A 21,028-nucleotide genomic window follows, 5' to 3' on the forward strand; every position below is an offset into this window, starting at 1 on the left:
CTTGTGAAGCGTTAGGTTTTGGCGCACATTGCCCCTGTCGTTTTCCTCACCGCGCGGTTAATACGGCACACTTGGTACGTGTCCGAAAAGAACTTTGACCCCAGTGCCCCGCATGCCCGCCAGGATGAATTCGGCTTTGAAGTCGGAACCCGGCTGACCACTCCGGACGGTTCCCCGATGTTGGGACGTACCGGCGTTATCCGTACCCCGCACGGCGACGTCAAGACGCCCGCGTTCATTGCGGTAGGCACCAAAGCTACCGTCAAGGCAGTCACCCCGGTGCAGGTCCAGGAACTTGGCGCGCAGGCTGTGCTGTCAAACGCCTACCACCTGTATCTCCAGCCGGGCGCGGATATCCTCGATGAAGCTGGCGGACTAGGCAAGTTCATGGGCTGGCAGGGCCCGACCTTCACCGACTCCGGCGGATTCCAGGTCATGAGCCTGGGCTCGGGCTTCAAGAAGGTCATCGACATGAAGTCCGTAGACCAGTCTGGTCCGGACGACGCCGTGGCCCCGGGCAAGGAACGCCTGGCCAATGTGGACGAGGACGGCGTCTGGTTCAAGTCCCATCTCGACGGCACCAAGCACCGCTTCTCCCCTGAGATCTCCATGGGCGTGCAGCACCGGATTGGCGCGGACATCATGTTCGCCTTCGACGAGCTGACCACCTTGCAGAATTCCCGCGGCTACCAGGTCGAGTCCCTGGAGCGCACCCGGCGCTGGGCCGAGCGCTGCATTGCCGAGCACTTTGCATTGACCGACTCCCGCGAAGGCAAGGAATACCAGGCCCTGTTCGGCGTCATCCAGGGCGCCCAGTACGAGGACCTGCGCCGCAAGGCCTGCCAGGACCTGGGGGCCATGGCCTTCGATGGCTTCGGCATCGGCGGCGCCTTGGAGAAGGAAAATCTGGGAACCATCGTCGGCTGGTGCGCCGAAGAGCTTCCAGAGAACAAGCCGCGCCACCTGCTGGGCATTTCCGAGCCGGATGACGTCTTCACCGCGATTGAGAATGGTGCCGATACTTTCGACTGCGTCTCGCCCACTCGCGTTGCGCGCAACTCGGCGTTCTATACCCCCTGGGGCCGTTTCAATCTTTCCGGCGCACGCTACAAGCGGGATTTCACTCCGCTGGTGGAAGGCTGCGAGTGCTATGCCTGCAAGAACTTCACCCGTGCGTACATTCACCACCTGTACAAGGCCAAGGAACTGCTCAGCCACACGTTGATTTCCATCCACAACGAGCAGTTCACTGTTTCGCTGGTTGAATCCGCGCGCCAGGCGATCGAAGATGGAACCTTCTTCGAGCTCAAGGACAAGGTGCTCTCCAGCTACTACGCTGGCGAACCGGATCCGCAGGGCCAGCCGGCCGCCCTGTAGCCAAGGGCCGCAAAGCAGTCGAGGCATCGATTCTCCACGCACTGGGCAGTGCAAGGAGAATCGATGCCTCTGGCTTTTCTAAGCCGAAGCCCTCTGCCCTGCGCGGGTCATCGGCAAATGCATGATCCCGTCGTCGTCATAGTCTTCTCCGGAGCGGAGGAAACCGAACTTTCCGTACCAGCCCTCCAGCTGGGTCTGGGCGCTGAGCTGGATCTCCGCCTCCGGAGCGCAAAGCGCCACGGCACGCTGCATGAGTTCCCCTGCCAGGCCCCGGCCTCGGGCTTCTGCGGCCGTTGCAACCCGCCCAATGCGCGGAGTGCCGCTTGCGCTGTCCATGATTCGCACAGTACACAGCACTTTCCCGTTCTCGGTGGCCACCAGATGCACAGTGCCGGCATCCAGATCGCGGCCATCGATGTCCGGGTAGCACGATCGCTGCTCGACGATGAACACCTCGGCACGCAGTTTCAGTATTGAGTAGAGCAATTCTGCGGAAAGCCCATCGGGCTCGTGGATGGAAATCAAATCGTTCATCCTCCAAGACTACCTACGCCCCCGCGCCCAGCTTCCTGCCGGAAACTTGAACCAGGGCACTTGCACCAAAGAGCATTGCCGCGATCCACAGCAACAAGGGAATGGGAGTACCAGGGCTGAGCACCAAGAAGAAAATTGGCGAGAACGTGGCAGCTGCCCGAAGGAAAGTCGCTATTTCCAGGAAAAGATACGTGGCCACGGCCGAGTCGCTGGTGGCTCCCCCGAGTAATGCATCCCAGTCCCGTTCTTCCCTGCTGGCGTGGGCACTGCTTGCCGCAGCACACCCCCACGCGGCGACCAGGCCTGCGGCAATCCAAAGCCAAATGCGATCCAGCTGGATCATGCCCAGCATTCCCAGCCCGCCGGTCAAGAACAGCAAGGCGGTGGCTGAAAAGAGCATCGCATACAGCGTTGCTGCCCGCATCAGGCGCTGTTCCGAAATCCCTAGCAGCTGGGTGAGCTGCCGTTCGGAAACGAGCGGTGCAATGGTCGCGGAAATGCTCAAGGTGAGAACCAGGCAGAGTGCCAGGTAAAAGGCCGCTGCGCTCAGCGGGTTGGCAATTCGCTGAACCGTGGCGGCCAGCGCGAAAACCAGGAGCAGGAACCCGGCCACCGAATGCCAACGGCCTCCCCTCAGCAAACGGAGGCAGAGAATGCGCCACGCCACCGGCAACTTGGCGGTGAGCTTGCCGCCGCGTGCGCGCCTGCGGCTAATAGCGGATGTCGCCGGAGCCGAGAGGCCCCGCGAGTCGCCCTGCATCAAAGTCCCCACGGCGAATTGCTGGTGCTCTCCGGCAAAACGCAACGCCTGGCCCGGAATCTGGTCAAAATGGCGAAACGCACCGTACGTACTCGCGCCGCTAAGTACCAGGACAACGAGCAAGGCGAGCATCCAGGCAGCCGGATCCAAGGTGGCCGCAGCCATAGCGCCAACCAGGCTTTGGGCCCAAGGAATCTGGAACATCAAGAGCATCCACAACACGGCCAAGGCGATGAGCAGCCCGAGGCCCACCCAGTCGCAGATCCGTCGCGCAGCTATTTGCCGGTTCTTCCCCTGGATCGCCGTGGCCGCGTTGGCAAGCCCGACACCGGCCACTGCGAAGCAGGCGAGCCCAAGGACTGCAACGGGTACCGGGAGCGATCCGGCCAGCCCCAGCATCACGATCAGCCACAGCGCACCGGCAAAGCTGCTCGCGAAAAGACCGATGAGCACCGCATTTCGCCACGTCGGCTGGCGGATAGCCCGGAGCTTGACCGGCAGCGGCAGCCACCAGTCGGCCTTGGCCGCGCTGAGCCCGCAAGGCCCCAGATAGAGCATGAGCCGAAAGGTTGCCAAACCGGCCAAGGCCAATAGCACGAACGAGAGGTCCTGCAAGCGCCAGACGGCGCTGGGCAGCACTTGGTGCGCTACGCCCTCGCCCAAGAGCACAAACAGCATGCCAAAGAGTGCGCTGAAGAGGTAGGCCAACGCCACCAGCGCGGCCAGCACCCAGACATAGGCATCGGAAAAGCTGTCGAATTTCTCGGAGAAATTCCGCCGCTTCTTGGCTCTATTGACCAGTTCTCGAGGATTGAAATCAACAGCATGGCTTGCAACCCGGCTAGCGCTCAAGCCACTGCGCCCCCGCCTGCGGATCAAGCAGTTCACCCTCGTCTTCATCCAGAAGCAGCACTTGGTCCACGCAGCTTCGCAGCATCAGCGGATCATGGGTCACCGCTAGCAAAGTTGTTCCCCTGCCGCGTATCCCGGCAAGCCGCTGGTACAGCTTCTGCCTGATACGCAGGTCCAGGCGTTGTTCCGGTTCGTCAAGAATCAGCAGTTCTGCCGGACGGATCAAGGCCGCGGCGAGCAGCAGCTTACGGCGCTGGCCAGAAGACAGCTCGCCGGGAAGGTGATCGGCAGCAGCAGTGATTTCGAAGAAGTCGAGTTCTGCTTGGACTAACTGGGCCCAATCATCCAGTCCGTGTCCACGAGCGACCATTTCCAGATGTTCGCGCACGGTGAGTTCTTCGAAGAAGGCGCCGTCGGTGACCTGTACTGCGACGGTACGGCGAAAATGCTCCGAGCTTTCATTCACGGGAAGGCTTTGGAACTCGACGGTGCCTTCCACCGGAATGAGATGTCCCAGGATGGTGCGGATCAGTGTTGATTTTCCGCTGCCATTGGCACCGATAATTCCTAAGCCAGCACCGGGAGCCAGCTGCAGGTTGATCGGCCCGCAGATCACGCGATTGGGATAGCCAATGGTCAAGTCGCGTGCTTCTAGCTGAACTTCAGCGCTTTGACCTGTCTGCATGCCATCGATTCTAGTGTCCGGATACAGCTGTGGGCATCGCCCTCACGAATGATGCCCACAGGATCACTAGCTTGCGACGGCCGCTTGGCTGTAGCCAGGTTCGCGCTTCTTGAACCATTTGATGACCATCGAGGTCACCGGAACAAACAGGACCTCCACGGCAGTCTTGTAGATGAAGCCCACCACCACGTAGTTGATGAATGTCGGCGCATCGGCGATGCCGATAACTGGCGCTGCAATGGCACAGAAGATCAGGGTATCCAGGAACTCCCCAACACCGCTGGAGCCGATCAAGCGGAGAATCAGCCCGCGCTCGCCGGTACGTTCCTTGAGCTTGACCAGCACCCATGAGTTGGCCAGCTGCCCCACCAGGAAGCCGCAAGCGGAGGCGACGACGATCTGCCAGATCGGGCCAAGGGTGCGCTCAAATGCGTCTTGCCCGTCGTAGAACTCGGCTGACGGCAATTGGATCATGACCCAGAAGCAGAACACTGCGAAGAACGCCAAGGCGAAAGTCACCAGGATTGAACGGCGAGCCGCCTTCAATCCGTAGACTTCCGCAATGACGTCGCCCAGAATGTAGGCCAGCGGGAAGAGGAAGAAACCGCCATCGGTGACCAGCGGACCGAAGCTGACACCTTTGGAGGCGCCGATATTCGAAAGAATCACGACCGCGCCCATCAAGGTGAGCACCGTGGAGAAGTAGGGAGAACCCGAAGAAGCGAAAACCGCGTTCTTGGTTCGAATCAGATTGTTGCTGGCGTTGGAATCGCCCATGAAATTTTCCTTGTCAAAGTGGTTCGCCAGAACATCGCTAAAAGGCACGGCCCTGCCCACGAATCAAAAGGGTGAAGGTTCCATGCCTGCGCGCTGTCCCGCTGTATTAGCACTTACGCAACAAGTATCCCATGCATAACTGCGGCCACGTTCTCACCTGTTGAAGACCAACCATGTTTCAGAAATCAAAAAATTCCAAAATTCATATCTCACTTGAATGTCTTCGAACTATAAATTCGAGGAAACAAATAGTGCAGTGACCGTCCTCCCGTACATCAGCATGAAAATTTTCCTTTTTTGAACGCGTTCAAATAATTGGTAGAATCGGATCCACCCACTTCCATCCAAAGGCTCCATGACAACGCAACCACGCACCGAAAAAGGCCAGCAGACCCAAGCCAAGCTCTTGGCAACTGCCTTGGAGTGCTTTGCCACGGACGGATATAAAGCCTCGAGCATGCGTGCCATTGCTTCGAACGCAGGGGTTTCCCTGTCGCATGCGTACTACTACTTCAAGTCCAAAGAGGAGATCGTTGCCCAGCTGCTGCTGAACCTGCGCAGGGAGCAATATGATCTTTGCGCGGGGATGCTCGCAGAGGGAAATACCCTCGAAGCCAACATCCGCGCAGTACTCGACACGGGCGTCGAAGCGTTGGCTCCCTATCACGATTTCGGGCCTGCTTTCCTGCGTCTGATGCTCGCGCGCGATATGGGCAACGACGAGATTTCCGGCATTGAATTGGAGATATGGGAGAAGGTCGTTTCCGGATCCCGCCCGTTGCCCCCATTGGGCATCCGACGCGATCTGCCGAAGTTCTTGCTGCTGGTTTCCCGCCAGATCTTCTCGGCGTGGGCTTTCGACCAGTCGCCGCAGCAGCGCCGATCCAGGCTTCTGATGAAGAACATGGCACCGGTTGCCGCCAAGTTCGCGGTGCTCTGCCGCTTGCCTGTGGTGCGCTCGCTCTTTGAAGATGTGCTGGCACTGATGGATCCAGGGCCAGCAGGGATTGCCGAGGTGTCCCTGGCGGATCCTTCACCGCTGAGACGGCCGAAAGCCTCCTGAAAAGCCGCGGATTGCGCGAGCCGGCAAACACCCTGACACAGAGTTCCGTATCACCGCGCCTTAAGGCGTAAAGTCAAACATGCCGATAGGTGATCCCTAGCGAACCAAAGGAGAACGCAGCACTATGAGCGCAATGGCACGAGCACTGCCAAGCTGGACCCACGACTACGCCACGCTGCGTGATCGCATTGCTTCCTTCCCGAACCAGCACGAGATTCGTTCGGTGAATCAAGACGGTGAAGACGTGGAAATCCTCCGCTACTGGCCTGATGCTTCCTGGTCCGCGCCAAAGGACGCGCAGCGCTTGATCCTCTTGGGCACTCCCAACGACAGCACCGCTGCAGAACTCGCCACTTCGGGTTGGCAGCCAAGCACGACCATGCATCTGCTGGCCGGCAAGCCCGACGACGTCGAGCAGGTAGTCAAGCTCGCCGATACGTCCGGGCTTTTCGAGGCTCCAATGGATAACTATGACGTCGTTGAGGTGACTGACTTCGACCGTCCGGTCGCCCGAGGACGCATGCGCTACGGCGAAAACTACGGCCTGCTTACCGACCCGGACCTTTTCTCCCCCGCTGATCCCGATGCGGCTCGCCGCGCGGTACTGGCTAACTTTGCAGGCGCAGCTTTCGGCCACGGGCTGCCCTGGCTGCTGCTGGTAGCCACCGCAGAACACGCCCAGCAGCTTCCCGAGGGCTGGTCCAAAGCGACCACGCTCAGCTTCTGGCAGCACAGCTAATCCCATTCCCTACCCGCACTACCCGCAATTGAGACTATGACTAATACAAACACTGCCTCTCCAGCCATGACCCTGACCATCGCTGGTTCCGAAGCCACTGGCGGCGCAGGCGCCCAGGCCGATCTGAAGACCTTCCAGGAACTGGGAACCTTCGGCATCGTGGCTTTGACCTGCATCGTCTCCTTCGATCCCAAGGACTCCTGGAACCACCGCTTCGTTCCCGTTGACCAGCAGGTAATTGCAGATCAGCTCGAAGCCATCCAGGCCTGCTACGAGGACAAGCTCAGCACGGTCAAGCTGGGCATGATGGGCTCGCCAGCAACGATCAACACCGTTGCCACCGCGTTGAAGTCCCAGCAGTGGGACAACGTACTGCTGGACCCGGTGCTGATTTGCAAGGGCCAGGAACCAGGCCACGCACTGGACACCGACGAAGCCCTCAAGGCTGCCTTGCTGCCCCTGGCTACGTTCGTCACCCCGAACCACTTCGAGGCTGAACAGCTCTCGGGAATCAAGATCACCACCGAAGATGATCTGGTCGAAGCTGCCAAGAAGATCCACGAAGTCTCCGGCGCGGCGGTCCTGGCCAAGGGTGGAGTCCGCATCGCTGGCGAAGACGCCGTGGACGTTTTCTACGATGGCACGACCCTCGAGGTCTTGCGCGAGAAGAAGATCGGCGAAGTTGCGGTCTCCGGCGCGGGCTGCTCGCTGGCCGCAGCCGTAACTGCAGAGCTGGCCAAGGGCGCTACCCCGCTGGAGGCAGCCCGCACAGCCAAGGCGTTTGTCACCGAAGGCATCCGCAACCGCGTTTCTGGCAACACACCGTTTGACGCACTCTGGCAGGGCGGCCGCCGCTAGGCCCTGGCTGCTGGAGTGTTTGCTGGCCACTGCCGTTCACGGCGGTGGCCAGCAAACTGCTTTAACCGTGGTCCCAGTCATTGGCCTAAGCCAACCGCACTTGTTATGGTTATTCCGGAAGTGCTCAGAATCAATGCGTGGAGAACCACAGGAGGGAGCGGTCGGCTATGCAAGCCACTTTGACGCTCTGCCCGTTCGTCTGCGTATCGAACGGGGTTGGCAACACATTTTCCGCTTAAGGCTTCTGCCTTAGGCAATGTTCCAGTGCCCCCAATTTTTCGTTCCCTTGCAGACCTCAACACCTTGACGATTCGTGATTCCGTGCGCCCATGAAGCGCGTGCGGACTATTTGAGGATTTCCCATGCAGCCATTGACCGAAAAAACCATCCGCTCTTCCTTCATCAACGCCAGCCGCCAAGAAGCGAAGAAATTGACCCTGCCCGAAAACTTTGCCTCCCTCGAGTGGGATTCGCTGGAGTACCTGGGTTGGCGCGACCCGAAAATGATGCAGCGCGGCTACCTGCTCCACACCGATGAAGCGGGGCAGACCCGTGGCATCCTCTTGCGCCCCACCGACGGTGGCCGCAAGCCGACCAACGCCACGATGTGCGAGATGTGCCGCGATGTGAACATCCCCTGCGCGGTAGGCATGTGGACGACCAAGCGCGCTGGCCAGGCTGGACGTGACGGCAACACCTTGGGAACCTTGATCTGCCTGAACTTCGAGTGCTCCCGCAATGTGCGGATCCCGCCCCCGAAGAATCCGATCTACCCGGACCCAATGGTTGTCGTTGCCGAGCGCATCCAGCTGCTCGACGAGCGCGTGCATAGCTTCCTGAACCGCCTCTAGGCAACCGCAACCTTCAAGCCGATTCCGGCGCCGCCCGCCCAGCAAGTAGTGAACTGATGAGTAACAAAGCGTCCAAATTTTCTCAAAAATGGACGGGCCCATCAGGCCTTGCTGGGCGGGTTTGTCGCAGTGGTTCGCGGATTTTATTGTGAAATTCCCAAGCCAGCACAATATCCAGCCAAAGGTTACTATTCAATAACCCCTTGATATATGAGCTACGTCACCTAAGATTCCAGCTATGGGTATACGCACTAGCGGACGTTTACCCCGGACGATCATCAAGGCTCGCACCGCTTTTATGTCGCCCGCCCATGACGGGAGCAGCACCGCTATCCAGCCCAGCTAGGAGAATCATGGTCACTCGCCGCACGCAGAGAGTGCCGCGCCTGATTTTGGGATCAGCCACTGCGCTTGCACTGGCTGTTACCTTGTCAGGACCGGCAAGCGCAGCAGGAATCCCCCAACCAGGCGACGGCGAAAATGCCGCGTCCCTGCCAATCACCAGTTCATCAGCGCTGTCCAACCTGAAAGTCTCCGGACCTCTTGCCAAATCAACTGGTGAAGTGTCTGTTTTCGTTCAGTTCCAGGGTGATGGCGCCTTCGAGACGGTGAAGAAGTCCGGCAAGAAGAAGGACACTGCCAAGGTCAAGAAGATCGGCAAGGAGGTCAAGGCCAAGGGCAAGCAGCTGGCAGCCGAGGCCAACTCGAAGGTCATCTACACCACGCACAACGCACTGCAGGGTGTCGCGCTGACCGGTGATGCCGCTGATCTGCGCAAGCTTGCACAGCGTAGCGACGTTGCCAAGATCAGCTCCATCGTTCCCAAGAAGCCCTCCAACCGCAGCTCGGTAGTTGACACCGGCGCCCTGGAATCATGGAAGTCCCTGGACAAGACCGGTGATGGCGTCAAGGTAGCTGTACTGGATACCGGCGTGGACTACACCCATGCCAGCTTCGGCGGCCCGGGCACCTTGGAAGGCTACAAGGAAGCCCAGGCCTCCGATGAGCTGCCCGGTGCAGATTCGGGCCTGATCGACACCAACAAGTTCATTGGCGGTTGGGACTTGGTTGGCGATGACTACAACGCCAACTCCGACGATCCCACCTACCAGCCAATTCCGCATCCGGACCCTAACCCGCTTGACTGCCAAGCTGCCGGACACGGCTCCCACGTTGCCGGAACCACCGCAGGCTATGGCGTCAACGCCGATGGCTCGACCTTCACCGGGGACTATTCCTCGCTGGACGCCGACGCGCTGGCGCAGATGAAGGTCGGCCCGGGCTCGGCCCCTGACGCGCAGCTCATCGGCATCCGCGTCTTCGGCTGCGGCGGCTCCTCCGCCGTGGTTGGCCAAGCACTGGACTATGTACTTGATCCGAACGGCGACGGCGACTTCTCGGACCGCGCCGACGTGGTCAACATGTCCCTTGGTTCGGATCATTCCCCGGCCAATGACCCTGAAAATGACATTGTCGACGCCCTGAGCGCAGCCGGCATCCTCTCGGTTGTCGCTTCCGGCAACGCCGGCGATGTCACCGACGTGGGCGGTTCGCCGGGCAACTCGCGTTCCTCGCTGACCGTAGCCAACTCCGTTGGCTCGCACGTCACCCTGGACAAGATCCAGGTCGATGGTCCCGACAATGTCGCCGGTTCGGCCTCGGGCCAGTACTCGGCGAACTTCAACTACACCAATGCTGATCCGGCCGCCTTGTCCGGAGAAGCAGTGATGGCTCCGGCCGATAACGCATTCGGTTGCGACGCTTTCGAAGAAGGTTCACTGGAAGGCAAGTGGGTTTGGCTGCAGTGGAGCGAGAACGGCGAGTTCCCTTGCGGTTCCGGCGCCCGCTTCAACAACGCTGAAGCCGCCGGTGCCACCGGTGTCCTCTTGGATGCAGAAAGCAACCTGTTCGATGCAGGCATCGCCGGCAACGCGACCATCCCAGGTGCGCAGTTCACCTTGGACGAGTCGAACAAGCTGCGCCCAGCAGCTGAAGCTGGCACGCTTCAGGTTACCCTGTCCCCCGAATTCGTTGGCGGTTCCTCCAGCGAGTCCGGCGTTGCAGACACGCTGAATTCCTCTTCATCGCGTGGAGTCCACGGTTCCAACGGCGTGGTCAAGCCGGATGTGGCTGCCCCAGGTACCCAGATCGGCTCGGTTGGCGTGGGCACCGGTACCGGCACCGCCGTGATGACCGGTACCTCGATGGCGACTCCATTGGTTGCTGGTATCGCCGCGCTGGTTCTGGAAGACAGCGACTACACCCCATATGAAGCCAAGAGCATCATCATGAACACCGCGGCCACCGACATCAAGGCCGCCAATGGCGAAGCCTACGGTCCGAACCGTGTTGGTTCCGGTCGCGTGATGGCCGATGCAGCACTCCAGAGCCCTGCTTTCGCCTACGATTCCGAGGCAGCGGATCTGACCAGCGTGGTCTTCGGCGTTATCGAGCTGGGAGGCAAGAAGCCGTTCAGCGCGCAGCGCGAAATCACCATTGAGAACACCAGCGGCAAGGCGCAGAGCTACGACGCCAACTACGTGGCCGCTACCGAGATCCCAGGCGCAAGCTTCACCTTGGATCGCAGCAGCGTCACCGTGCCGGCCGGTGGCAGCGCCAAGCTGAACGTCACCCTGAGCGTTGACCCGCAGCAGTGGGCCAAGACCATCGATCCAACCATGGCTACCAGCCAGTCCGGTCTGGCTCGTGCCTGGGTTGCCGATGCCAGTGGTCGCGTCGAGCTGACTGCCAGCGATGCTCCGACCCTGCGCATTCCAGTCCAGGCAGCACCCAAGCTGGCTGCTGACATGGAGGGCAAGCTCAAGAAGCTGAAGAAGGGCGCGGATACCACCACCCTGAGCCTGAAGGGCAAGGACATCACTGCTGGCGAGGGCGCTACTTCGGCGACCTCCCTGCTCGGTGCCTTCGAGCTGGGGGCTTCGAGTGAACGCGGCGACGATTCGCTGGACAGCATCCCGGCGGCCCGTTCCGTGGACCTGCAGCACGTTGGCGCATCGAGCACCGCTGCCCGCACCGGCGTGGCTGATGGCCTGCTGAACGTCGGCATCTCCACCTGGGCCAACTGGGCCCATCTGGCTGGCGGCACCGAGCTGGATGTCGAGATCGATACCAATGGCGACGGCGAAGCCGACTTCGTTACCTTCAACGCCGCATTCGACGAAGTTGACCTTGACCTGGCAGCAACCTTCAACCTCGCCACCGGCGAGCAAGTTGATCTGCAGCCAGTGAACGGCATGCTCGGCGATGTCGATACCAACAGCTTCGACACCAATGCAGCGGTCTTCCCGATCTCCCTGTCAGCCCTGGGGCTCGATGAGGATTCGGCGGAGATCTCCTACCGTGTGCTGGGCTACTCCTGGTACAACACCGATGAGAACGGCTCGATGATCCCGGTTGACCAGACCGACTGGATCGACTTCAACGTGGCAGCGCCACAGGTTGATTTCGGTGCAGAAGGCACCTTGTTCACCGATCTGTCCGGTACCCAGATCCCGGTGACCGTTGCCGACAGCACCAAGGCATCGAAGGCACTGTTGCTTCACCTGCACAACGGCAATGATGACCGTGCACAGGTTCTGGAAGTAACGGACGGAAAGAAGAAGGGCAAGAAGTAGGCCTTCCACCTCCCAAGAGCAGGCCCGGGGCACTTCCTAGCGAGTAAGGAAGAGCCCCGGGCCTACACCTTTAAGATCCAGCCGCGCAGCTTATTGCATGCGCAGCTTCTCTTCGAGAACCAGTACTGCGGCTTCTCTTACCTGGGCCGCGAATTTCCCATCGGCCTTGGCCTCGGCTGCCAGGGCCTTCGCCATGGTGATGGCCGGAGCCGATTTTACGCATAGCGGAACAGTTCCGCCGGCGGCCACGAACTTCACTGCGCGCTCGCCCACCGGCAGGTAGCCGACCTGCTTGGCTTCGCACAAGTCATCGGAAATCACGATTCCCCCATACCCCATTTGCTCACGCAGCAATCCGGTGATGATCTTCGAAGAGAACGGTGCATCGTTCTTTCCATCGAGCCGGGAGTAGCGGGCGTTGGAGACCATGACCCAGGACTTGCCCTGCTCGATAGCCTGCTCGAATGGCTGCAGATCGCTGGAGTCCGCATCGATCTTCGTATCGGTCACCTGGGTACTGGTATCGGTGTTCCCAGCGACCCGGCCCAATCCGGGGAAGTGCTTGACTACCGGTTGCACGCCTTCGGAGCGCAGCGCTTCGTTCACCGTCGAAATGGCCTTGGAAACCCCCGAGGCGTCATGCGCGTATTCGCGGCCAAAGTAGCCGATGGGTGCGTTGCCGGTGCCGATACTGGAAGGAACAACGTCAGCCACCGGAGCCAGATTCACGTTGATGCCGGCTTCAGCCAGTTCTTTCCCGGCGACGCCCACTTCACGCTCCAGCTTCGATACAGGCCACCCTCCCTGCGTCAACGCAGTCGGCAGTTCGGTGAACCCGGGGCCCTGGAGCACCCGGACAAAACCCCCTTCCTGATCGGTGGCCACCCAGACCGGCAATTGCCCGGGAATGCCGGACTCCAAGCCCTGGGTAATTTCCTGGACCTGGGCGGCGGTCTGCTTCACCGGCAGTTGCGAACGGCCACGCAGGAAGACATTGGAAATTCCCTGCTTCTTCATCGCAGAAATTTCCGCAGCGGTTGCTCCAGTTGCCGGGACACCGGCCATCACGAGGCTCGCTGCCTGTTCGCTGGCGCTCAGCTCGTCGGCCAGCGCTTCTGCTTGCTGGCGCAGCGAGGGCTCCTGGCTGTGGCTAGGCGATGGGCTTTCTTCGGCCCCGGAGTTGCCGGACGGGCTGGGAGTTGCCTGCTGCGCAGGAGTCCTCGTACTGCTCGGGCTGCTGGAACTGCCCGCGGACGTGCTCGAAGCTGGTTCTTGGGCATTCGGCGCACTGCAGCTAGCGAGCATCACCGTCATCAGGATTCCGACTGACATGAGCTGCTTGGCACGGGTAGTCATGAGATCATCCTCCCACCGTAAACTGCGAAGTTGCCGAAGAGCCGAGAACCTTTTGCCGTTGGCAGAACGCTAGGCACGCACCACCAGCAGTTCATCCCAGTCGGTGGTGTAGCGCTGCGAAATATGCTCTCGTTTCATCGACCACTCAGGGATTTTGGCCATCCCGGCATGCCCCAGGCCAATGGATTTAGCACCGAATCGAAGGGAGATATCCTGGACTACCGAAGAGACGTTCTCTTGTTCCTCGGCAGCCGGATCGGGACTCTGGCCAAAGAGGTCCAGCTGTTGCTCGCCCGGAGAATCGCTGAGCCCGGAGAGGATCACTCCCCCGCGGACATAGTCCATTCCCGGTTTCATCAGATCCCGCATCGCGGCAATTGCCAGCTTGCTGAGCACGATGGGATCCCGCGTCGGACGCGGCAGGCGCACCTGGGCACTGGGGAATGAGGCCTCTCCCCGGGCGAAGCGGCTGGTGCCCGCGGTGACGGTAAGCAATGAAGCGTACAGGCCTTCGCGCGCCAAACGGCCGGCAGCCTTCTGCGCATAGATGGACATGACTTCTTCCATCGCTTCATAGGTGCGCACCGGCGTGGAGAAGGAACGGGTGAACATGACCTGGCCGCGATCCGCGCGTTCCTCCACCGGACCGATGCAACGTTGCCCGTTGAGTTCGAAGACCGTGCGCTGCAAGACGACAGAAAACTTCTTGCGGATCGCCAATGGGTCAGCCGCTTGCAGGTCCGCGATGGATTCAATGCCCATGGCTGCCAGCTTGGCACCGGTTTTGCGGCCCACGCCCCAGACATCGGTGACTGGAACCCGGTTCAGGATACTGCCCAGGACCTCGGGATCCATGAGCTGCTGGACGCAGACTCCGCCCAGTCCCGGATTGTGCTTGGCAATATGGTTGGACAGCTTCGCCAGGGTCTTGGTGGATGAGACACCCACGCAGACTGGCACCCCGATAGTCTTGTCAATGGCGGCACGGATCTGGGCCGCGGTGCTGCGCACCTGCTCCAGGTTGCCTTCCAAGCCGACGAAAGATTCATCGATGGAATACACCTCGTGCCAGGTCCCGAAGCGTCCGAGCAATTCCATGACCCGGGCAGAAATGTCCCCGTACAGTTCATAGTTGCTCGACCGCACCGCAAGGTTGTGGGAGTCCATATAGCGTTGGACCTTGAAGAAGGGTTCTCCGGTAGGAATGCCCAGATCCTTGGCTTCCTGGGAACGGGCCACCACGCAGCCGTCATTGTTCGACAGCACCACCACGGGACGATTGCGCAGCGAGTAGTCGAAGGCCCGCTCGCAGGAGACGTAGAAATTGTTGACGTCCACCAGGGATACGTGGTCAGCGGACATGATGCAGGCACCTGGTAATGACGCCGAAGACGCTGACCTCATCGCCTTCGGCCAGTACTACGGGCAGGGGCGATTCGTCGCTGAGCAGCCCAACCTGGTGGCCGTCAATCTGCCAGCGGCGCACCAGCATCTGCCCGTTGAGGTTGACGATGACCACAGAGCCGTGGCGCACGGCCAGTGAACGGTCGACGATCACTTCATCGCCGTCGAAGATGCCAGCTGACTGCATGGCGTGGCCCGAGACGCGCATGATGAAGGTGGAGACACGGTCACGGACCAGCAACCGGTTCAGGTCCAGTCCGCCGTCAAAATAATCGCGTGCTGGCGAGGGGAAGCCCATCGCGGATACCGCTTGGACCGGCCCTTGGGTTGCTCCCGGAGGCATCAGCTCCTGTTCTTCAGCCACACCCCACCACTTTCTAGTACAAATATTCGAATACTTGAATTGTAGCGTGTTATCCAGCAACCTTCATGTTTCCGGCGAGCGCGCTAGTCCCGGGGCTCCGTGGCGGAGGGCCTCCCGTGGACCCTGGCCTGTGCTTTCCAGCTGTACAGAGCGGCGGATAAAACGATAACCAGCAGCGTCGCGGCACCGGAGATCACGATAATTGCCCTGGCCGGGCCAATCAGCAATCCCGGGGTGCCGATGAGATAGCCCAATGCGACCATGATGTTGATGAGCATCCGCAGCTGCGCCCAAGCAGCGCCATGGCGGGCTTCCGGCACGTATTCGTAAATGGCTGTTCGCACTCCAGTATTGTGCAGTCCATTGCCCAGCCCGCCGGCAAGGAACACCAAGGCCAGGCCAGCCGCGTTGGCCCAGAGCCCTTCCGTGAGGATCGCGGCGCCCACCAGCCCTCCGCCGAGCAGAATCGGCAAGGCGCTTCGGGTACCGAAGCGGCGATTGCCTCCCAGCAGGGAACCGAACACTGCGCCCACGGACCAGGCGCCGAGCAATACCGCATATCCAGTGTCGTTATCGGTGATCCCGCGCAGGTAGAACACCCCCGAAACGCCTTCTGCTGCGGTAAACAGCACGATCGCCGCTACCGGGAGCAGCAAGATCCGCAATTGTGGATTGCGCGTCAATGCAGCTCCACCGGACGATACCGGTCCACCCTGATCCGGTTCGTTCGCTGCGTCTGTTCCTGTCGCGCCGGCGGCTTGCGAGCGGGACAGGAAGATGGCTGCCAGGGCCAGTGCCAGGAATCCTGCCGCCGCGTACCAAAGCACCGCGCCGATCCCCGATTTCGCGAAGACGAGTGAAGCTATCGCCGGCGCGATGATTCCCGCCAGGGACGTCGCTACGACAAGGAAGCTGCTGGCACGAGCAATGCTGAAGCCTCCGCGGATGCGCGGAATGATCTTGAAAATGACCGATCCGTTAACCACCGCGCAAATACTGGCCACAGGCATCAAGGCGAGGCTCGCGAAGATATTGGAGGCAATGGCCATCACCGCGAAAATCGCCACATGCACGCACAGGTTCAGGATCCACACCCGGAAAAGGGCTGCCCCGTCCACCCAACGCCCTATAGCCGGAGCGGCAAGGATCGGCGGAACCAAGCCGGCGAGGAACAACGCGGTTACGCCCCAGGACCCCAACTGATCCGCGGATTCCAGGGTCAAGGCAAAGACCGCCATGCCCTCGCCGAGCATGGAGAGCAATGCAACCACGCAGAACAGGACGCAACGCACCGAAGACTGCATCTGGCCCCCTTCCTCCGCGCGCATGCCACGCTGGCCTAAAGGTTCTAGTCTATGGGTAGGGGGATTCGCCTCCGAAGACATATCGCGCCAAAGGAGTCTCGTGAAAGTATTACTGGTCAGCTGCGGAGATGTCGCCACCGAGGCAGGACTGCGGCTCCAGCAGGAGGGCCATCGCATCACCGGCTGGCGGCGCAACAGCCAGAAGCTGCCCGCAGGATTTACCGGCCACAGCGTAGACCTGCTCGATGCCGCCCAGTGGCCAAGCATCGATCCGCAGACCGAAATCGTCGTGCTCACTCCCGTGCCGGCCACCCGCGATGCCGATGGCTACACACGCGGCTATCTGCAGGTCGCCAAAGAACTGGCTTCCCGGCTGGCAGCCCAATGCCCCAATCTTCGCCGGCTTATCTACATCTCCTCCACCGCAGTGATGGGCGGCGCCAACGGAGAACTCGTCGACGAATCGGCACCGCTTGCCCCAGCTAGCCCCACCGCGCAGGTCCTCGCGCACACCGAGGCAGCGCTCGCCGGCAGCGGCCTGCCGGTAACAATCCTGCGGGCGTCGGGAATCTACGGCCCGGGCCGCACCCGGCTCATCGATCATGTCACTGCCGGAGCCGCACAGATTCCCGCGGGCTCGCATTGGACCAACCGCATCCACCGCGATGACCTGGCCGCGGCCATCGTTCACGTTGCGGCGCTGGGAGAGCAAGCCGCTGGCCTCTACCTGGCCAGTGACAGCACCCCAGCCCAGCTGGGCGAGGTCTACCAGTTTTTGGCCAAGGAACTTGATTTGCCTGCGCCGGAAGAGGCAGGACAAGCCCCGGCTCGACGTGCTGCCGACCGCCGGCTCGATAATTCCAAGCTGCTAGCCAGCGGGCTTGAACTGCAGTATCCAGGATTTGCCGAAGGCTACCGCGCGATCCTTGCCGGGGCATCAACCCGCCACGCCTAGCCCGCAGTGCTACTGCCCGAACCGGATCAGGACTTTCGACGACGTTGCGGAATCGGCGGCCACTTCAAATGCCTCGATTGCCTGATCCAGGTCGAACACATGGCTAATGGCATGTTCCAGCTCCGGGTGCGCAACAAGCAGCTCCAGCGCTTCGTCCAATTCCGTTTCGAATCGCTGGGAACCGTACACTGCCAGTTCGCGCAGGCCGATTTCCGACAGCCCTACCGGGGCTGGATCGCGCGGCAGGATTCCTAGCTGGAGCACTGACCCGGCGCGGCGGACCGCGTCCAAGACCGTCTGCAGGCTGGCCACAGCCCCGGCGGCTTCGATCCCGAGATCGAAGCCCATGGATTCCGGTTTAGCGCCCCGGCTGGCATCAAGGGTCTCGTCCACGCCCAGCAGCTGGGCAACTGCCAGCGCACGGGGCTGCAGGTCGGCTATGGCTACGTACGCCGCCCCGCGGATTCTGAGCACAGCCGCGGCCAGCAACCCAATGGGGCCAGCGCCGCTGACAAAGCAGCGTGCGCCTCGAACCCGCTCCCCCAGCCGGTCCACCCCATGCAGGGCGACGGCCAATGGCTCAGCCAGCGCCGCGGTGCGCAGCGGCAGCCCCGGTGGCAGCTTGCGCAACTGCCGCGCTCCAACCAGAAGTTCCGCGCACATCCCGCCCTGGGTATGCGGATGCGTGCTTGCGCTGCCAAGGTAGGTCCCGCCATCGGCCAGGTGCAATCCGCATGGCGCCGCACCCGGCTCGGGACTCGGCGAGGCGGGATGGATTGCCACGGGATCTCCTGGGGCGAATCCAGTGACGCCTTCGCCGAGCTCCGCCACGCGGCCTACCACTTCATGCCCAAGCACCAAGGGTTCACGCACTTCAAAAGATCCATTGCGCCCGTGCTGCCAGTAGTGCAAATCAGAGCCGCAGATGCCGCCATAGGATATCGCAATCGCAACTTCTCCGGCTCCTGGCCTGCGGCGCGGGATGTCTTCGATTCTCAAGTCCATGGCCCCATGGACCACCACTGCTTTCATGCTGCTCTCCTGGTCTTCATCCCTGTCCAGCCCTTAGCGGATTACTGGTTCGTCCAGCCCCAGCAGCCCCAATTCCTCGCGTCGCGGCATTCCTTCCCAGTCCCCCGGAACAAGGCAGGCAAAGGCGCCGGTGCGCACCGCAGTATCCAGTCGCGCCGCGGGCGGCAGTCCCTGGAGCATCTCTGCCACATACCCGGCGACAAACCCGTCACCTGCTCCGACGGTATCCACCGCCCTGACCTTGATCGCCTCGCACTCGTAGTAGGCACCGTCGATCACGCCCGCGCAGCCGCGAGCACCCAACTTGATGACGGCGTCCTTGGGACCCAGGGCAATCAAATCCCGGGCCAGCTGCTCGGGCTCAGCAGGGTATCCAAGCGCGATAGCCGCCTCGTCGTCTCCCGCGAAAACGACGTCGACTTTGGCCAGGATCTGCCGGTAAGCGGACCGGGCTGCACTTTCGTCCCAGAGCCCTGCACGGTAGTTCAGGTCGAAGACCACCGTGACCCCGGCTTCCCGGGCGATGCCGATGGCCGCGTGCACCGTCTCAAGCGACGAATCGGACAGTGCCGCGCTGATTCCCGTCAGGTGCAATACCTTGGCACGCGAAATCACCTCGCGCGGCAGGTCCCGAGGAGTGATCCGCGATCCGGCCATCCCTTGGCGGTAATAGTAGACTTTCTGGTGTTTCGTGGTGCGCGATTCCTTGATCATCAATCCCGTGGCGGCATCCGGGTCGCGCGCGACCAGGGTATTGACGTCTTCACCGCGAATTTCTCGCTGCACCAGGTCGCCCAGGGCATCCTGCCCGACCCTTCCCACCCAGCTGACGCTGGTTCCCAATCGGCGCAGGGCAATAGCGAAATTGGATTCCGACCCTCCGATGCCCAGTCCCAGCTGCGAGTTATGGGCCAGCGGGCCGGGGATGGAGCTGCGCATCAGCGCCATGGTCTCCCCGATGGTCACCACATCGGTATATGGCTGTGTTCCGTTCAAGGTCTACTTGCCTGCTTCCCGCATTTGCTCTTGGGCTTCGCGTACTGCGGCGCTGAGCGCAACGGCCCGATCGGTAAGCGCCGCCAGGTCTCCGCCCCTAAAGGCATCCCCCAGCAGCGGTCCCCCGACCGATACGGCCACCGCGCCGGCCTTGACCCACTCGATGGCGTCCTGGATGCCGACACCACCGGAGGGAATGACCTCGATGCCGGGGAATGGTCCCCGCAGGTCCTTGACGTAGCCGGCACCGACCTGCGAGGCAGGGAAGATCTTGACGGCACTGGCGCCGGCCTTCCAGCCTCCATAAAGCTCTGTCGGGGTCATCCCTCCGGGGAAGACCGGGATCCCTGCCTCCACGCAGGCATGGACAACGGCGGTGTCCGTGACTGGGGTGACGATGAACCGGGCGCCGGCATCAATCGCCCTGGCGGCCTGCTGCACTGAAGTCACCGTGCCTACGCCGATTTGCGCCCGGCCTTCGAAGGCCGCGCAAATTTCCGGCAGCAGGTCGAAGACCCCGCGAGTGCTCAAGGTCAACTCGATGTTGGTGACGTTTCCGGCCACGAGCGCTTCGATCACCGGCGCATATTCTTCTGCATGCCCCGCTCGAAGCACTGCGACCACCGGGTTTTCCCGCAAGGTCCCGGGGATTCCAATCCGTTGCGTGCCATTGCTTGTTTCCAGTTTGGAGCTCATCGTGCCAGCCATCCCCCATCAACTGCCAGGATGGTGCCATGAATGTACTGCGCGGCAGGGCTAGCCAGGAACAGCACGGCTCCGGCCAAGTCATCCGCTGCTCCCCAGCGTCCAGCCGGAATGCGCCCCAGGATTTGCTCGCTGCGCGCTTCATCGGCGATGAGCGCACTGTTCATCTCCGTGGCGATGTATCCCGGAGCGACTGCGTTCACGTTCACGCCCCTGCCGGCCCACTCATTGCATAGCGCCTTGGTCAGCTGTCCCACAGCCGCCTTGGACGCCGCATAAGCGGGAACCCGCAGTCCGCCTTGGAAGGTGAGCATCGAGGCCAGATTGACGATTTTCCCGGTTCCCCGTTCAAGCATCGGGGCACCGAAAAGCTGGCACAGCTGGAACACTGCCCGCGCATTGACGTTCATCACCGTGTCGAAGTCCTCCAGCGGGAATTCAACCGAATCATGGCGAATCTGCGTTCCTGCATTGTTCACCAGGATGTCCACCCGGTGCTCGGCGAGTACCGCCTGCGCAGCAGCGGCCACGGAGTCCGGGTCCGACAGATCCACCGGATAGGCTTGGGCAATGCGGCCCGTTCCGGCGGCCAGTTCGGCAAGTTCCGGTGCCACGGGGCCGCGTTGCATGGTAATCACGTTGGCGCCTTGGCGAAGCAGGCCAAGGGCAATGTGCAACCCGATGCCGCGCGACGCTCCGGTGACGACGGCTGTGGAACCGCTCAGGTCCATGGGATTGGGGATAGGAGGCGTGCTTGCCCCGCTGCTTTTGCTCACGAGAT

The 21,028-nt window shown here is 61.5% G+C and carries 19 protein-coding genes; 7 read left to right on the plus strand and 12 right to left on the minus strand.

Annotation, left to right across the window (positions count from 1 at the left end; translation table 11 throughout):
* Positions 1–78 precede the first annotated feature (78 nt).
* Positions 79–1,377, plus strand: coding sequence for a tRNA guanosine(34) transglycosylase Tgt (gene tgt, locus AAZQ98_RS11655; protein ID WP_434692444.1), 1,299 nt, complete (start codon positions 79–81; stop codon positions 1,375–1,377).
* A 78-nt stretch (positions 1,378–1,455) separates the two neighbouring features.
* Here the strand turns inward: tgt and AAZQ98_RS11660 are convergent, their stop codons facing one another.
* From AAZQ98_RS11660 to AAZQ98_RS11675, 4 genes are all read right to left on the minus strand, one after another.
* Positions 1,456–1,911, minus strand: a complete 456-nt coding sequence (locus tag AAZQ98_RS11660) for a GNAT family N-acetyltransferase (RefSeq protein WP_105658592.1) — start codon at positions 1,909–1,911, stop codon at positions 1,456–1,458.
* Between the two features lie 13 nt (positions 1,912–1,924).
* On the minus strand, positions 1,925–3,523 hold the full coding sequence (locus AAZQ98_RS11665) for a hypothetical protein (protein WP_434692447.1): 1,599 nt from the start codon (positions 3,521–3,523) through the stop codon (positions 1,925–1,927).
* Positions 3,513–4,208, minus strand: a complete 696-nt coding sequence (locus AAZQ98_RS11670) for an ABC transporter ATP-binding protein (RefSeq protein ID WP_434692450.1) — start codon at positions 4,206–4,208, stop codon at positions 3,513–3,515. The genes AAZQ98_RS11665 and AAZQ98_RS11670 overlap by 11 nt, the downstream gene beginning before the upstream one ends.
* A gap of 66 nt (positions 4,209–4,274) precedes the next feature.
* The gene (locus AAZQ98_RS11675) at positions 4,275–4,985 is read right to left on the minus strand and encodes a queuosine precursor transporter (RefSeq protein ID WP_105662429.1); all 711 of its coding nucleotides are present in this window, start codon (positions 4,983–4,985) and stop codon (positions 4,275–4,277) included.
* A 355-nt stretch (positions 4,986–5,340) separates the two neighbouring features.
* On the opposite strand from AAZQ98_RS11675, the gene AAZQ98_RS11680 reads away from it, so the two are divergent.
* From AAZQ98_RS11680 to AAZQ98_RS11700, 5 genes are all read left to right on the plus strand, one after another.
* Positions 5,341–6,048 carry a TetR/AcrR family transcriptional regulator gene (locus AAZQ98_RS11680; protein WP_434692452.1) on the plus strand — a complete coding sequence of 236 codons (708 nt, stop codon included), beginning with the start codon at positions 5,341–5,343 and terminating at the stop codon, positions 6,046–6,048.
* 124 nt (positions 6,049–6,172) lie between these two features.
* The gene (locus AAZQ98_RS11685) at positions 6,173–6,787 is read left to right on the plus strand and encodes a hypothetical protein (RefSeq protein ID WP_434692454.1); all 615 of its coding nucleotides are present in this window, start codon (positions 6,173–6,175) and stop codon (positions 6,785–6,787) included.
* A gap of 36 nt (positions 6,788–6,823) precedes the next feature.
* Complete coding sequence (locus tag AAZQ98_RS11690; RefSeq protein WP_434692455.1) at positions 6,824–7,645, plus strand: hydroxymethylpyrimidine/phosphomethylpyrimidine kinase; 822 nt, start codon at positions 6,824–6,826, stop codon at positions 7,643–7,645.
* A 362-nt stretch (positions 7,646–8,007) separates the two neighbouring features.
* Positions 8,008–8,496 carry an FBP domain-containing protein gene (locus tag AAZQ98_RS11695; protein ID WP_105658599.1) on the plus strand — a complete coding sequence of 163 codons (489 nt, stop codon included), beginning with the start codon at positions 8,008–8,010 and terminating at the stop codon, positions 8,494–8,496.
* Positions 8,497–9,059: 563 nt separating this feature from the next.
* Positions 9,060–12,131, plus strand: a complete 3,072-nt coding sequence (locus tag AAZQ98_RS11700) for a S8 family serine peptidase (RefSeq protein ID WP_434692457.1) — start codon at positions 9,060–9,062, stop codon at positions 12,129–12,131.
* 90 nt (positions 12,132–12,221) lie between these two features.
* Here AAZQ98_RS11700 and AAZQ98_RS11705 read toward each other — a convergent pair whose 3' ends face one another.
* The 4 genes from AAZQ98_RS11705 to AAZQ98_RS11720 all read right to left on the minus strand — a co-directional run bounded on the left by AAZQ98_RS11705 (position 12,222) and on the right by AAZQ98_RS11720 (position 16,559).
* Positions 12,222–13,487, minus strand: coding sequence for a glycoside hydrolase family 3 N-terminal domain-containing protein (locus tag AAZQ98_RS11705; protein ID WP_434692459.1), 1,266 nt, complete (start codon positions 13,485–13,487; stop codon positions 12,222–12,224).
* A 69-nt stretch (positions 13,488–13,556) separates the two neighbouring features.
* Positions 13,557–14,849, minus strand: coding sequence for a Y-family DNA polymerase (locus tag AAZQ98_RS11710; RefSeq protein WP_105662424.1), 1,293 nt, complete (start codon positions 14,847–14,849; stop codon positions 13,557–13,559).
* Positions 14,839–15,255: a LexA family protein gene (locus tag AAZQ98_RS11715; protein WP_434692462.1), complete on the minus strand. Its 417-nt coding sequence runs from the start codon at positions 15,253–15,255 to the stop codon at positions 14,839–14,841. The genes AAZQ98_RS11710 and AAZQ98_RS11715 overlap by 11 nt, the downstream gene beginning before the upstream one ends.
* A gap of 83 nt (positions 15,256–15,338) precedes the next feature.
* Entirely contained in the window at positions 15,339–16,559 is a 1,221-nt protein-coding gene (locus AAZQ98_RS11720; RefSeq protein ID WP_434692464.1) for an MFS transporter, read from the minus strand.
* Between the two features lie 100 nt (positions 16,560–16,659).
* On the opposite strand from AAZQ98_RS11720, the gene AAZQ98_RS11725 reads away from it, so the two are divergent.
* On the plus strand, positions 16,660–17,514 hold the full coding sequence (locus AAZQ98_RS11725; RefSeq protein WP_434692466.1) for an NAD-dependent epimerase/dehydratase family protein: 855 nt from the start codon (positions 16,660–16,662) through the stop codon (positions 17,512–17,514).
* Between the two features lie 9 nt (positions 17,515–17,523).
* On the opposite strand, the gene AAZQ98_RS11730 is transcribed toward AAZQ98_RS11725, so the two are convergent.
* From AAZQ98_RS11730 to AAZQ98_RS11745, 4 genes are read right to left on the minus strand one after another with little or no spacing between them, the layout of a single operon-like run.
* Positions 17,524–18,546, minus strand: a complete 1,023-nt coding sequence (locus AAZQ98_RS11730) for an L-idonate 5-dehydrogenase (RefSeq protein WP_434692468.1) — start codon at positions 18,544–18,546, stop codon at positions 17,524–17,526.
* A 33-nt stretch (positions 18,547–18,579) separates the two neighbouring features.
* Positions 18,580–19,542, minus strand: a complete 963-nt coding sequence (locus AAZQ98_RS11735) for a sugar kinase (RefSeq protein WP_434692469.1) — start codon at positions 19,540–19,542, stop codon at positions 18,580–18,582.
* Between the two features lie 3 nt (positions 19,543–19,545).
* Positions 19,546–20,238, minus strand: coding sequence for a bifunctional 4-hydroxy-2-oxoglutarate aldolase/2-dehydro-3-deoxy-phosphogluconate aldolase (locus AAZQ98_RS11740; protein ID WP_434692472.1), 693 nt, complete (start codon positions 20,236–20,238; stop codon positions 19,546–19,548).
* Entirely contained in the window at positions 20,235–21,023 is a 789-nt protein-coding gene (locus AAZQ98_RS11745) for an SDR family oxidoreductase (protein ID WP_434692474.1), read from the minus strand. The genes AAZQ98_RS11740 and AAZQ98_RS11745 overlap by 4 nt, the downstream gene beginning before the upstream one ends.
* Positions 21,024–21,028 lie beyond the last annotated feature (5 nt).

Source organism: Glutamicibacter sp. Je.9.36 (assembly GCF_051129975.1).
Lineage (GTDB): Bacteria > Actinomycetota > Actinomycetes > Actinomycetales > Micrococcaceae > Glutamicibacter.